Origin of the sequence: Nocardia sp. 852002-51101_SCH5132738, assembly GCF_001665695.1 — a bacterium.
Taxonomy (GTDB): domain Bacteria; phylum Actinomycetota; class Actinomycetes; order Mycobacteriales; family Mycobacteriaceae; genus Nocardia; species Nocardia nova.
Window position 1 is genome coordinate 1 of sequence record NZ_LZML01000169.1, and the last position, 13,424, is coordinate 13,424.

The 13,424-nt window shown below is 68.0% G+C and carries 14 protein-coding genes; 9 read left to right on the forward strand and 5 right to left on the reverse strand.

Going from position 1 to position 13,424, the window contains the following annotated elements:
- The 6 genes from A5789_RS37460 to A5789_RS25915 form a co-directional block, all read left to right on the forward strand.
- Nucleotides 1-1,197: NAD(P)/FAD-dependent oxidoreductase (locus tag A5789_RS37460; protein ID WP_064927379.1), on the forward strand; the 1,197-nt coding region annotated here is incomplete at its 5' end.
- 32 nt (nucleotides 1,198-1,229) lie between these two features.
- Nucleotides 1,230-2,147 carry an SDR family NAD(P)-dependent oxidoreductase gene (locus A5789_RS25895; protein ID WP_064904402.1) on the forward strand — a complete coding sequence of 306 codons (918 nt, stop codon included), beginning with the start codon at nucleotides 1,230-1,232 and terminating at the stop codon, nucleotides 2,145-2,147.
- The gene (locus tag A5789_RS25900; protein ID WP_064904399.1) at nucleotides 2,144-3,844 is read left to right on the forward strand and encodes a thiamine pyrophosphate-binding protein; all 1,701 of its coding nucleotides are present in this window, start codon (nucleotides 2,144-2,146) and stop codon (nucleotides 3,842-3,844) included. The genes A5789_RS25895 and A5789_RS25900 overlap by 4 nt, the downstream gene beginning before the upstream one ends.
- Nucleotides 3,845-3,901: 57 nt before the next feature.
- The gene (locus A5789_RS25905; RefSeq protein WP_064904397.1) at nucleotides 3,902-5,335 is read left to right on the forward strand and encodes an aldehyde dehydrogenase family protein; all 1,434 of its coding nucleotides are present in this window, start codon (nucleotides 3,902-3,904) and stop codon (nucleotides 5,333-5,335) included.
- Nucleotides 5,336-5,418: 83 nt separating this feature from the next.
- The gene (locus A5789_RS25910; RefSeq protein ID WP_064904395.1) at nucleotides 5,419-6,246 is read left to right on the forward strand and encodes a TauD/TfdA family dioxygenase; all 828 of its coding nucleotides are present in this window, start codon (nucleotides 5,419-5,421) and stop codon (nucleotides 6,244-6,246) included.
- Nucleotides 6,243-6,986 (forward strand): SDR family NAD(P)-dependent oxidoreductase, encoded by a 744-nt coding sequence (locus tag A5789_RS25915; RefSeq protein WP_064904393.1) that lies wholly within the window; start codon nucleotides 6,243-6,245, stop codon nucleotides 6,984-6,986. The genes A5789_RS25910 and A5789_RS25915 overlap by 4 nt, the downstream gene beginning before the upstream one ends.
- 77 nt (nucleotides 6,987-7,063) lie before the next feature.
- Here the strand turns inward: A5789_RS25915 and A5789_RS25920 are convergent, their stop codons facing one another.
- On the reverse strand, nucleotides 7,064-7,645 hold the full coding sequence (locus A5789_RS25920) for a carboxymuconolactone decarboxylase family protein (protein ID WP_063018480.1): 582 nt from the start codon (nucleotides 7,643-7,645) through the stop codon (nucleotides 7,064-7,066).
- 212 nt (nucleotides 7,646-7,857) lie between these two features.
- Between A5789_RS25920 and A5789_RS25925 the strand changes: the two genes are divergently transcribed.
- Nucleotides 7,858-8,613, forward strand: coding sequence for a class I SAM-dependent methyltransferase (locus A5789_RS25925; RefSeq protein ID WP_169812473.1), 756 nt, complete (start codon nucleotides 7,858-7,860; stop codon nucleotides 8,611-8,613).
- 21 nt (nucleotides 8,614-8,634) lie between these two features.
- Here A5789_RS25925 and A5789_RS25930 read toward each other — a convergent pair whose 3' ends face one another.
- Entirely contained in the window at nucleotides 8,635-9,300 is a 666-nt protein-coding gene (locus A5789_RS25930; RefSeq protein WP_064904391.1) for a PAS and ANTAR domain-containing protein, read from the reverse strand.
- A 393-nt stretch (nucleotides 9,301-9,693) separates the two neighbouring features.
- Between A5789_RS25930 and A5789_RS25935 the strand changes: the two genes are divergently transcribed.
- Nucleotides 9,694-10,524, forward strand: a complete 831-nt coding sequence (locus A5789_RS25935; RefSeq protein ID WP_063018474.1) for an RNA polymerase sigma factor SigF — start codon at nucleotides 9,694-9,696, stop codon at nucleotides 10,522-10,524.
- Between the two features lie 24 nt (nucleotides 10,525-10,548).
- On the opposite strand, the gene A5789_RS25940 is transcribed toward A5789_RS25935, so the two are convergent.
- The 3 genes from A5789_RS25940 to A5789_RS25950 all read right to left on the reverse strand — a co-directional run bounded on the left by A5789_RS25940 (nucleotide 10,549) and on the right by A5789_RS25950 (nucleotide 12,584).
- Nucleotides 10,549-10,953: a DoxX family protein gene (locus A5789_RS25940; RefSeq protein WP_064904388.1), complete on the reverse strand. Its 405-nt coding sequence runs from the start codon at nucleotides 10,951-10,953 to the stop codon at nucleotides 10,549-10,551.
- Nucleotides 10,954-10,989: 36 nt separating this feature from the next.
- Nucleotides 10,990-11,442, reverse strand: coding sequence for an SPW repeat protein (locus A5789_RS25945; protein WP_063018476.1), 453 nt, complete (start codon nucleotides 11,440-11,442; stop codon nucleotides 10,990-10,992).
- A gap of 98 nt (nucleotides 11,443-11,540) precedes the next feature.
- On the reverse strand, nucleotides 11,541-12,584 hold the full coding sequence (locus A5789_RS25950) for an alpha/beta fold hydrolase (RefSeq protein WP_064904386.1): 1,044 nt from the start codon (nucleotides 12,582-12,584) through the stop codon (nucleotides 11,541-11,543).
- A 109-nt stretch (nucleotides 12,585-12,693) separates the two neighbouring features.
- On the opposite strand from A5789_RS25950, the gene A5789_RS25955 reads away from it, so the two are divergent.
- Nucleotides 12,694-13,323 (forward strand): class I SAM-dependent methyltransferase, encoded by a 630-nt coding sequence (locus tag A5789_RS25955; RefSeq protein WP_064904405.1) that lies wholly within the window; start codon nucleotides 12,694-12,696, stop codon nucleotides 13,321-13,323.
- The last annotated feature ends 101 nt before the right edge of the window (nucleotides 13,324-13,424 follow it).

Below are 13,424 nucleotides of genomic sequence, written 5' to 3' on the forward strand. Positions count from 1 at the left end.
ATCACCGAGTTCGAGGGCCACACCTTCCACACCGCGCGGTGGGATTACGACTACACCGGCGGTGACCTGCACGGCGGCCTGGATCGCCTCGGCGACAAGAAGATCGCCGTCATCGGCACCGGCGCCAGCGGGGTGCAGGTCATTCCGCATCTGGCGCGCGGTGCGAAACATCTCACGGTCTTCCAGCGCACGCCGTCCTATATCTTCGAGCGCGACAACCACCCGACCGATCCGGAATGGGTGGCCTCGCTGCAGCCGGGCTGGCGCACCGAACGGCAACGCAATTTCCACAATGCCGCGTTCGCCTTCTACTCCCCCGGCGAACCGGATCTGATCTGCGACGGCTGGACCGAGGTCGCCCGCAATCTGGCGGCGAAACTGAACGAGACCGACGGCTGGGCCGCGCTGGCCGATCCGGCGACGTTCCTCGAACTCAAGGAAATCGAGGACTACCGCGCCATGGAACGATTGCGCCGGCGCGTGGAACAGATCGTCACCGATCCCGAGACCGCGGAGAAGTTGAAGCCGTACTACCGCAACATGTGTAAGCGGCCGGTGTTCAACGACGAATACCTGCCGACGTTCAACCGGCCCGATGTGACCCTGGTCGACGTCTCCGACACCAAGGGCGTGGAGCGGATCACGCCCAAGGGCGTCATCGCGCACGGCGTCGAATACGAGGTCGACTGCATCGTCTTCGCCAGCGGCTTCGAAATCACCACCGCGCTGGATCGCCAGTTCGACATCGCGCCGTTCGCCGGCCGCAACGGGAAATCGCTGTACGAGCACTGGGGCAAGGGTTTTCGCACGCTGCACGGAATCATGGCGCACGGATTCCCGAACCATTTCGCGACCGGCTTCATTCAGGGCGGGGTCACCGCGGCCACCACGCTGATGTACGAGCAGCAGGCCGACCACATCGCCTACATCATCGCCCAGGCGCAGGCACGCGGCGCGACCCGCGTGGAGCCGACGGCGGAGGCCGAAGCGGCGTGGGTGCAGACGATTCGAGCCAACACCGTCGACAACAGCACCTTCGTCATGGAATGCACCCCCGGCTATTACAACAGCGAGGGCGAGCCCAACGGCCGCTCGTTCCTCGGCGACCCGTTCTGGGGTGGTTTCTATGTCCTCGAGGAATTGCTGCAGGCCTGGCGTGACGCCGGCGATCTGGACGGCCTCACGCTGACCACCTAGACCCGGAAGATGTTGCGCGAGAGGATATATCGTTGTCCGAACTGAGATTCGACGACCGCGTCGCGGTGGTCACCGGCGCCGGACGCGGTCTGGGCCGGGCGTATGCCCTGCTGCTGGCCGAGCGCGGCGCGAAGGTCGTGGTGAACGATTCCGGTGCCAGTATGCGCGGCGACGACGCCGACGCCGGAGTCGCCGCCGAGGTGGTCGCCGAGATCGCCGCCGCGGGCGGCACGGCCGTGGCGTGCACCGCATCGGTCGCCACCCCGAAGGGCGGCCGGGCGATCGTGGACACGGCGCTGGACCGGTTCGGACGCCTCGACATCCTGATCCACAACGCCGGCACCGTGCGCTACGGATCGCTGACCGAGCTGAGTTACGAGGATTTCGAGGCCGTGGTGGATGTGCATCTGCGCGGGGCCTTCCACACCGTGCGCGCGGCCTTTCCGGTCATGAGCGAGGCCGGTTACGGGCGGGTGGTGCTGACCTCCTCGATCGGCGGCATCTACGGCAATCGGGCGGTCGCCAATTACGCCGTGTCCAAGGCGGGCATGATCGGGCTGTCGAATGTGGTCGCCCTCGAGGGCGCCGAGGTGGGCGTGCGCTGCAACATCATCGTGCCCTCGGCGCTCACCCGGATGGCCGCCGGCATCGACACCTCCGCCTATCCGGATATGCGCCCGGAACTGGTGGCTCCCGCGGTCGCGTATCTCGCGCACGAATCATGTTCTCTCACCGGCGAATTGCTCGTCGCGATCGCGGGCCGGGTGGCGCGGGCCTATATCGCCGAGACGCCGGGGGTGTATCAGCCGTCCTGGACCGTCGACGAGGTCGCGGCGCGCATCGACGACATCCGCAACACCGACAACTCGTGGATCCTGCCGCCGCTGAGCGCGCACGCCGACCACATCGGCCGCAGCTTCGCGATGGCGACCGAAGGGAAGCAGCAGTGAAGGTTTACGAACGGATACTCGAACTTTTCGAGGCCGAGGGTATCTACACCATCTTCGGCATTCCGGATCCCAACTTCGTCCATCTGTTCCACCGCGCCGAGGAGCGCGGCTGGAAGGTGGTGGCGCCGCATCACGAGGAATCGGCCGGAATGATGGCCGAGGGCGTCTCGCGGATGACCGGGAAGGCCGCGGTGTGCATCGGCACGCTGGGCCCCGGTATCGCGAATCTGTCCGGTGCCATCATGTGCGCCAAGGTGGAAAATTCACCGATCATCTTCCTGGGCGGGCAGCGGGCCCGGATCACCGAGCAGCGGGTGCGGCGCGGCCGGATCCAGTTCGTGCAGCAGGCCGGTCTGGTCGAGAATTCCGTGAAGTACAGCGCCAGTATCGAATACGCGGATCAGACCGACGAGATCATCCGCGAGGGGCTGCGCAAGGCACTGTCGGGAACGCCGGGCCCGGTGTACATCGAATATCCGTCGCATGTGATCGAGGAGGAACTCGATCTGCCGCCGGCGCTGCCACCGCACCGGTACCGCCTGGTCGGACAGACCGCGGGCCAGGACCGCATCGCCGAAGCGGCCGAGCACATCCGGGCCGCGAAGCAGCCGATTCTGCTGATCGGGCACGGCGTGCACACCGCGCGGGCGGCGGAATCGGTGAAGCAACTGGCCGATCTCATGGCCGCCCCGGTGATCCAGACCTCCGGCGGCACCTCCTACATTCCCGGCCTCGAGGATCGCACCTTCCCCTACGGTTTCTCCCCGTCGGCGGTGGAGGCGGTCGTGCAATCCGATCTGTGCCTGGCCATCGGCACCGAACTCGGCGAACCCGTGCACTACGGTCGCGGCCGGCACTGGCAGGCGGGCGAAGCGGACCGGACATGGATTCTGGTGGAACAGGATCCGGCCGCCATCGGAGTGAACCGTCCCATCGACGTGCCGCTCGTCGGCGACCTGCGCGCAGTGGTTCCGCAGCTGGTCGACGCACTGCGCGACACGCCGCGCACTCCGTCCCCGGAGCTGGCGGACTGGATCGAGCGCGACGCCGCCCGGCTGGCCGAACTGGCCGAATCCGCGCCCAGCGGGATGAGCCCGGTCCATCCCGCACGCCTGATCGTGGAGGCGACCAAGGCGTTTCCCGCCGACGGCATCATGGCCCGGGACGGCGGCGCCACCACGATTTTCGGCTGGACGTACTCGCAGGCCAAGCCGCACGACGTCATGTGGAATCAGAACTTCGGGCATCTGGGCACCGGGCTGCCGTATGCCATCGGCGCCTCGGTGGCCGACGGCGGCAGACGGCCGGTCATGCTGATCACCGGCGACTCCTCGTTCCAGTTCCAGATCGCCGAACTGGAAACCGCCGCACGCCTGAATCTGCCGCTGGTCTGTGTGGTCGGCGTCGACTACGCCTGGGGTCTGGAGGTCGGCGTCTACAAACGCACCTTCGGGCACGGGTCGCTCGAAACCGGCGTGCACTGGAGCACCGCGGTCCGGCTGGACAAGGTGGCCGAGGGATTCGGCTGCTACGGCGAATACGTCGAACGCGACGACGACATCGCACCGGCCGTCAAACGCGCCTTCGCCAGCGGCAAACCGGGGGTCGTGCACGTCGCCGTCGATCCGAAGGCCAATTCCGAGGAGATGCCGAGCTACGACGAATTCCGCACCTGGTACGCGGAAGGGATGCAGTAGACCCGTGCTCGACAACCCATGCCCCACAGCACATCCGAAGAGAAGGACAGGCGGCTCATGCGTGAATATCTGACGTTCTACATCGGTGGGCAGTGGGTCGAACCGGCGACCGCGCAGACCATCGACGTGATCAACCCGGCGACCGAACGGGTCTGCGGAAAGGTCGCCGCCGGATCGGCCGAGGACGTGGACCGGGCCGTGGCAGCGGCGCGGGGCGCGTTCGAGACCTGGTCGGCGACCACTGTGGCCGACCGCCTCGCCGTGTTGCGGGGGGTCGCGGCCGAATATCAGTGCCGCCGTGACGATCTGGCGGCGGCGCTCACCGAGGAGATGGGCGCACCGGCCGCGCTCGCCGGCGGTTTCCAGGTCGATCTGGGCGCCGGACATCTCGATACCGCGATCGCCGCACTCGCCGAGTACAGCTTCGAGCAGCGCCACGGCGCCTCGCTGGTGGTCAAGGAACCGATCGGGGTGTGCGGACTGATCACGCCGTGGAATTGGCCGCTGAATCAGATTGCGGTCAAAGTGTTTCCGGCGCTGGCCACCGGGTGCACCGTCATCTTGAAACCGTCGGAGCAGTCGCCGTTCACCGGGCAGATCTTCGCCGAGATCCTCGATGCGGCCGGGGTGCCCGCCGGGGTGTTCAATCTGGTGCAGGGCGACGGCCCGGGCGTGGGCGTGCCGCTGTCGGGCCATCCCGGTATCGACATGATCTCGTTCACCGGCTCCACCCGTGCCGGTATCGACATCGCCCGCAACGCCGCGCCCACCGTCAAGCGGGTCACCCAGGAACTCGGCGGCAAGAGCCCGAATATCGTGCTCGACGACGCCGATTTCGCCACCAACGTCGCCAAGGGCGTGGTGACGATGATGAACAATTCCGGCCAGACCTGCAGCGCCGGATCGCGGATGCTGGTCCCCGCCGCCCGCATGAACGAGGCGATCGACGCCGCACGCGAGGCCGCCGCCGGCATCACCGTCGGCGATCCGACCGGGGAGGTCGCCATGGGCCCGGTGGTGTCGGGCGCCCAGTTCGACAAGATCCAGGCATTGATCCGCAAGGGCATCGAGGAGGGCGCCACCCTCGTCACCGGCGGCACCGGCCGGCCGGACGGGCTGGAGGTCGGGTTCTATGTCAAGCCAACGGTTTTCGCCCATGTCGGCAACGAAATGACGATCGCCCGCGAGGAGATCTTCGGGCCGGTCCTCACCATTCTCGGCTACGACGGCCTCGATCACGCGATCGAGATCGCCAACGACACCGAATACGGTCTGGCCGGCTTCGTCGCGGGAGCCGACCTCGACCAGGCGCGCGCGGTCGCCCGCCGCATCCGCGCCGGATCGGTCGCCATCAACGACGGCTTCGACTTCGCCTGCCCCTTCGGCGGCTATCGCAAGAGCGGCAACGGACGGGAATGGGGCGCATACGGTTTCGAGGAGTACCTCGAGACGAAGGCGATCCTGGGATACGCCCCGGAGGAGGGGGCGTGAGGGGGTCCGCGCGCCCCGCACCGGGAGTTTCCCGCGCCGGGGCGGCGGTCCGACCGCGCAGCATCGACAGACAGGAGCATCGGATGCCGGCGATCACCACCACCAAACTCAGCGAAACGGTCGGCGTGCGGGTCGACGATGTCGACCTCGACCGGCTGCGCAGCGACGACGACCTGCCGCAGGCGTGCCTGGCCGCGCTCGAGGAACACGGCGTGCTGCTGTTCCCGCGGTTGCACGCCGACGACGAGACGCAGGCCGCGTTCTGCCGCAAACTCGGTGAGCTGGTGCAGTTTCCGCTGTACCCGAATCCGGATGTGATGGAGATCAGCTTCGATCCGGACAACCCCAACGTGGAGTATTTCGCCAGCAACGACTACTGGCATCTGGACGGTTTCATGGACGAGGTGCCGGCGAAGGCGTCCATCATGAGCGCTCACGTGGTGACCGAGACGGGCGGTGAAACCGCGTTCGCGAGCACATACGTCGCCTACGACGAATTGTCCGAGGAGGAGAAGCGGCGGTTCGAAGGGTTGCGGGTATGGCACAGCTTCGAGGCCATTCAGCGGCTGACGTATGCGGACCCGACTCCGGAACAGCGCGAGGAGTGGGCGCGTCGCGGCGGACGGGAACATCCGCTGGTGTGGACGCACGAATCCGGCCGCCGCTCACTGGTTTTCGGCGCCTCGGCGGACCATGTGGTCGGCATGGACCAGGACGAGGGCCGCGCCCTGCTCGACGATCTGCTGGCGCGGGCGACCGCACCGGACCGGGTGCTGTCCCATCGGTGGTCGGTGGGTGACATGGTGATCTGGGACAACACCGGCCTGGTGCATCGGGCCTGCCCGTTCGATCGTTCGCAGCCGCGACGCATGCACCGCTCCACCCTGGTCGGGCAGGAGTCGATCAAATGAGCGGCCGCACAGCGATCGTGACGGGCGGCGCATCCGGAATCGGCGGCGCGATCGCGCGCCGGCTGGCCGCCGACGGCTCGCCGGTGGCGGTGTTCGACGTGGACGGCGCGGCGGCCGATCTCGCGGCGCAGGAGATCGGCGAGGCCGGCGGTAAGGCGATCGGGGTGGCCGTGGACGTATCCGACCGCGCCGCCATCGACACCGGAGTGCAGCGGGTGCGGGCCGAGCTGGGCCGGCCCTCGATTCTGGTCAACAGCGCCGGAATCACCACGTCCGGGCCGTTTCTCGACATCACCGCACAGCAGTGGGCGCGGGTGCTGGCGGTCAACCTCACCGGCACGTTCGACTGCTGCCAGGCCGTGCTGCCCGATATGGTCGAGCAGGGCTGGGGACGCATCGTCAACATCTCCTCGTCGAGTGTGCACAGCGGCGCGGCGGGGATGGCCGCGTATGTGTCCTCGAAGTCCGGGGTGCTGGGATTGACGAAGGTGCTCGCGCTGGAATTCGCGCGAAAAGGCATCACGGTCAACACGATTCCGCCCGGGTTCATCGATACGCCGATGATGCGAGCCACCGCCGAGCGCGGCTTCATCGATGTCGGCAAGCAGATCGACGCGACTCCCGTCGGGCGGATCGGGCTGCCGGAGGATATCGCGGCCGCCTGCGCGTTCCTGGTGAGCGAGGAGGCCGGCTACATCACCGGGCAGGTGATCGGCGTGAACGGCGGACGCAACACCTGAGGCGGGTCGCGGTGGGGCCGGGTCTGCCGTCCGGCCTCATCACCCGGGACCGGCCCCGCCCTCGGCAGGACGTCGGGTTACCGATGCCGCGGCAGATAGGGCTTCAGATCGTCCTCGGGTTCGACGCCGAAGGATCGCAAGGCCATGGCGAGCATATCGTAGGTGCCGACGGTGAAAACGATATCCATGAGTTGATTCGGCTCGAATTCGGCGGCCAGAATCTCCCATGTTGCGGCGCCGACCGCACCGTCGGACAGTAATTCGTCGGTGGCGACGAGCAACGCCCTCTCGGCCGTCGTCCATTCATCGTCCGGTTCCCCCGCCGCAACCTTTTCTATTTCCGCTTTCGGCATTCCCGCTATTTCGGCGAGAATCGCATGCTGGGCCCATTCGTAATCGCAATGCCGGACGGCGGCGACGCGCAGGATCAGCAGTTCGCGCTGCCGGTCGTCGAGCGTGGATCCGTACAGCAGATGGCCGTTGAAACTCAGGAATGCCTTGGCCAGCGCGGGATATCGCGCGAGCGTACCGAGCAGGTTGGCACCGGCGGGGTGGGCGTCGGCCGGGGTGTCACCGAGCACGGAGGAACGAAACTCTCCGATGAAGCCGACCAGTTCCGGCGACCACTCCGACTTTTCCGCGGGCGATATGCGAGCCACGACCGACTCCTTCCGACCGGCGCGCATACGACCCGGCCATGAATATTCGGGCCGCACCTGGCCGCCCTGAATCCGCATTCCACCGGCGAATACCGGCTTCGGAAAATGCTATCAAAAACATCATTGTTTCGCGACGGTGTTCCGTGCGGAACATGCCGCCGCCGTCTACAATTCGGTTCCGAATTCCGACCCGATCGCAGTGGGGAGCGAATGTGCTGGGAGACGAGCCCGTCTCGGACGCGTACGCGGCCAACGCCGAGTTCTGGATTCGCATCGTGCGCGAAAACCTCGACCCGTACCGCAGCGGCCTCACCGACCCGGCGCTGCTCGCACTCGTCGGCGAGTGCACCGGCTTGCACATCCTGGACGCCGGATGCGGTGAAGGGTATCTGGCCCGCGAATTGATCACGCGCGGTGCGGGTTTCGTACACGGCGTCGACACCTGCGCGGAATTCGTCGCGGCCGCCGCGAGCCATCCGGCGCACGATCCGTCTCGCACGCGATTCCGGCTTGCCGACGTGGCCGCACTGCCGCTGGCCGACGACAGTGTCGACCTGGTGGTGGTCAACCGCCTTCCGCACGGACTGTCCGAGCCGGGGCGGCGCTTCACCGAATTCGCCCGGGTCCTGCGCCCGTCGGGACGGCTGGTGATGCTGATGATGCATCCCTGCTTCTATGTCGCCCGTGGCGAACGCACCAGCGCCGGAACGGGTTTCACGATCGACGACTATTTCGCCGGACGGACGGTGCGACAGCGATTCGAGGTCGCGGGGACCCGCTCCCCCGCCGCCTCGGTTCAAGCGCTGTACTCACTGGAAGCGACGATCGGAATGCTCACCACCGCCGGATTCGCGATCACCGCCGTGCGCGAACCCCGGCCCTCCGATCGGCAGCGGCGCGAAAACCCTTGGTGGGACGAACACTTCACTCGTCCGCTGTTCCTGCTGCTGGAGTGCGCGCTGCTGTAGACGCGGCCGACAGCGCACGGGCTACTGCTCGTCCCGACGGCGGAGCGTCAGCAGGAGATGATCGAGACGGGTCCGCGTCGGCGCGGGCACCGGGGGCATGCTGTCCAGATCGTCGACGAGGTGCGCGGCCAATTCCTGCAATTTGATGTTGGTTTCCTGGGATCGCCAGGCCAGCACCCGGAACGCCTGCTCCGCCGAGATCCGGTAGACGAACATCAGTATTCCCTTGGCCTGTTCGATCGCCGCCCGGCGCTCGATCACGGCGGGCAACTCCTCCTCGAGCAGTAGCCGGCGCTCCCGGTCGACCGATTCGGTGAGGTCGACATAGTAGCCCTGCGTGCCGATCGCCTGACCCGACGCATCGAGCATCGGCTCCGACACCACCAGCACGTCGCGGACCGTGCCGCCGGTGTCGACGATGCGGTGCCTGCTGGAGAACGGTGCGTGGTCCTCCACCGAGGTGACGATGGTGGCCTCGACCCGGTCTCGGTCGTCGGGATGCTTGTGCTCGAGCAGCAGCTCGGTGGTCGGCTCGACCTGCCCGGGGGCGTAACCGTGCATGCGGGCCACCTCGTCCGACCACTCCCACCGTTGTTCGGCGAACCAGAATCGGAACCGGCCGACGCCTTGCGGATCACCGGCGCCCACCACCCGCTCGACGCCGTCATCCTGCCCGCCGCCAACCATGGTCGCAGCCTACTCCCCCGCCCGGCAGAGCCTCTCACCTGCGCCGATGCCCTGCCGACGGCGCCGACGGGGCGGCCGTGCCGGATCGGATGCGCGGCGGCATCCGATCCGTAGCCCAACCGATACCGGATCCTTTCCGGTTCTCGACCGATGACACCGGAGGGTCCGTAGGATCGGTTCGGTACGCGAACGGCGCGCATCCGCCCGCCCCCCAGCGTTCGATTGTGCACCACGTAGATGCGTTGCGCGCCAACCTGTTTCGAAACTCCGGCGCAGGCCGAGGCGAACGATAGCCGAATGCGAACATCCGTGCGCAGGCACAGCACCGATGAGCTTGCGTGATCGAGGTGCTCGCTCCATGTCGTCGCATACGACGGAAACGGAGTGGCCCGAATGACACATCCCGCACGAACCCACCGGACCGGAGGCGCCCGGTCGCGTAGCGACAGCTACGACAACATCGAACCGTGGTTCGACAAACTCGCCGACCTCGACGCCACCGACCCGCACCGGCGGGCACTGCGCGAACACATCATCGAACTGTGTTTGCCCCTGGCCGAGCACATCGCACGCCGCTACCTCAACCGCGGCGAGGCCTACGACGATCTGCTGCAGACCGCCCGCATGGGCCTGGTACTCGCGGTGGACCGCTTCGACCCGGGACGTGGCGCGCCGTTCCTCGGCTTTGCCGTCCCCACGATCATGGGCGAGGTGCGCAAGCACTTCCGCGACCACACCTGGGCGGCCCGTGTACCCCGCCGCTACAAGGAACTGCGCCACCGGATCGTCAAGGCCGGCGATCCTCTCACTCAGCGCCTGGGCCGGGCGCCCAACGCCCGGGAGCTGGCCGCCGAGCTGGATGTCGACCTCATCGACATCACGCAGGCGCTGGTCGCCGCCAACGTCTACCAGTGCGATTCCCTCGATGCCGCGCGCACCGAACGCGACGACACGCCGTCCACGGCGGCCGCCGCGCTCGGTGTCGACGAGCCCTGCTACGAGCTGCTCGAACAGGCCGCCGCGGTGCGGCCGCTCATCGCCGATCTGCCCCAGCGCGACCGCGACATCCTCGTCCTGCGATTCTTCGAATCGAAAACGCAATCGGAGATCGCCGAGCATTTCGGGGTGTCGCAGATGCACGTGTCACGCCTGCTGACCCGCATTCTGGACACGCTGCGCGACGGGGTGTGGCGCACACCCGAGGACGCGGTCGCGCAGCCGTAGCGCTCGCGAATCGGCCGGTGCCGGCTATCCGCCGCGCTTCTCCGAGGCGACGAACAACAGCCCGCCGATCATCGCCATATTCTTGTGGAACTGCACCTGCTGCGGCTTGCGCGCCGCGGGGTCGTCGAGCGCCCAGAACGCGTGTCCCGCAATGGTTGTCGGCACCATCGAGGCGACCAGCGCCAGCGCCGACAGCCGCGGTAATCTGCCCAGCGCCAGCAATACGCCGGCGGCCACCTGGACGCCCGCGTTGACCTGCACCAGCAGCTTGTCGTCCTCGGGCAGCGGTACGACCGTGCGCACCGCCGCGAGAGTCGCCGCCGCCGCCTCCGGCCGGGCGCCGGGCTCGCGCAACGCGTCCGCGCCGAGCACGGCGTAGGTGGAGCCCATCAGTACGCGCGCCGCCGCACGCATCGGGTCGAAGGGCATATCAACTCCATTCCGGGGAGGGAGCGCTGCCGCGAATCACTGGTGCGCCGCCGCGGCGTGCGGTCGCCGCACGCTGACGGCCGAGGTCACCAGCAACCCGGCTGCCGCCAGACCCAGGACGGTGACGATCGCCCCCATGACGACATTGGTCCACAGCACGCCTGTGGGGCGCTCACCCACGACCCAGGGGCTGATGATCTGCCAGACGCCGATCGGGATCAGGACCCAGCTCAGCCCGTAGCCGTGCGTCGGCATCGCGGTGATCACCAGGCCGATCACGGCCACGGCGATACCGAGGATCAGATTCTGCATGACCAACTTCGGCGCGACGGAGAAATCGTTGATCACCCACGGCGTGATGGCCGTGAACAGTCCCGCCAGCAGGACCAATCCGTCGATCGTCACAACCGACGCACCACCAGGGCCGCCGTGGCGAGCCTCCCGCCCGGTGGGCCGGTCCACTGCGGTGCTCTGTGGATAGCTGACCATCTCGAGTCTCCTTCCCAACTTCGTTCGGTGCCGTCCGATCGGCCGGCACTGTCGGGCTACCCGGTGTCGCCGCGATGAACCCGGGCGTGGAGGCGGGATCAGGATGTGCGGTCCGGGCGATCCGTTCGGATGGCGGCAGACGCGGCGGCGCGGGAGCGGACGCCGAGTTTGGTGCGCGCGTTCGCGACGTGCCGATGCACGGTGTGCGGACTGAGAGTCAGCCGCTCGCCGATCTGCGCGTCGGTGAGCCCCTCGGCGACCAGGCGCAGAATTTCGCGCTCGCGCTCGGTCACCGCCTCGGGCCCCGGCGGTGCCGGCTCGGCCCGCACCGGATATCCCAGCCCGCGCAGAATCGCGTCGGCGACCGAGGTCGCATCACCGCGCCACGGGAAATGGTCCTCGCCGTACAGTTCCACGAAGCTCGCGCGGGGCACCCGGCGGGCGACGTCGAGGCCGAGCGCGAAAGGCACCGCACGATCGTCCCTGCGATGCAGCACGGTGGTCGGGACGGTGACGGCCGCCAGGTACTCGGTGGCGTCGAGTTCGTATGTGGCGGCCAAGGATCGGGCGGCCTGTTCCGCCGTCGCGGACAGCCGCTGGAATCGGGCGAACCGTTCGCGTTCGGCGCTGTCGGCGCCGGGCACGAACACATCGGCCAGCAATCGGGAACCCAATCCCCAGTGCGCGGAGATCGCGTCCACCAGCGCCCGGCGCGCACCGTCCGGTGCGATGTCCGCGCCGCGGGCGAACGATCCGTAGAGGACGAGCCGATGCACCCGGCGGGGCAGCCGGGCCGCGAGTCCCGCGGCGACGGCCGAGCCCGACGACGCGCCCAGTACGGCCACCCGCTCGAACCCCAGCGCATCGACGATGTCGGCGGTCACGGCGATTTCGCCGTCCGCATCGACCGGCACCCCCGCCTCGGACAGTCCTCGCCCCGGCTGGTCGTACCGTATGACGGTGAACCGGGTCGCCAGCCGGGACACGAAGGCGCGGAACAGCGGATCCTTCCAGTTGAGGATCAGGTGGCTGCACCACCACCCGCCGATCAGCAATGCGGGACCGCTGCCGACCACCGAACAGGCGACCTCGCCGCCGACGGTCCGCACCCGGTGGATCACCTGATCCTCGGCGCGCACCATGCTCCACCCTCTCGCGCGGCGGCCGTCGAGGCCGGCGCATCATCCGGCATCGATTATGGCCCGAAACGGCCATGACGCGAAGGGCCGCCACCGGCCACACTCGTACACCATGACCACAGCAACGTTCGGCGAACGATTCTTCGCCAGCTGGTATCCGGGCTTCATGGCCCGCGTCGATCGGGCCGGACAGGCCGATCTGCGCCGCACCCAGCTCACCCACGCATCCGGTCGCACCCTCGAAATCGGGGCCGGCGACGGCCTGTCCGTCTCGCACTATCCGGACGGCCTGGACGAACTCGTCCTGCTCGAACCGAATCCGGCGCTGCGCGCCCGCTTGGCAGCCCGCGCCGACGCCCTCTCCGCACCCGTCACCGTCGTGGACGGCGACGCGCACAGGCTGGACTTCCCGGCGGCCAGTTTCGACACCGTGACCGCCTCCCTGGTCTTCTGCTCGGTGCGTGACCCGGCCCGGGCGCTGCGCGAGGTCCATCGTGTACTGCGTCCCGGCGGCCGCTTCCTGTTCCACGAACACGTCCGCGGAACCGGCCTGCGCGCCGGCGTCCAGGACCTGCTCACCCCGCTGCAACGACGCCTCGCGGACGGCTGCCACGCCAATCGCGACTTCGAAAGTCTGCTCGCGGCAGCCGATTTCGATATCGAGGTCATCGAACGCACCCGGATGCCGACCGTGGTACCGACCATCGTGCCCTTGGTCGTCGGCACCGCGCGCCGGCGGTGAGGGCCCGGCGCCGCCGGTGCGGGCCTAGCTGTTGTGGGTCGTGACGTTGGTGACGCGGGGTATGGGGTGAGTTGATGGGGGCGGTTCTTTCGGCGGCAGGA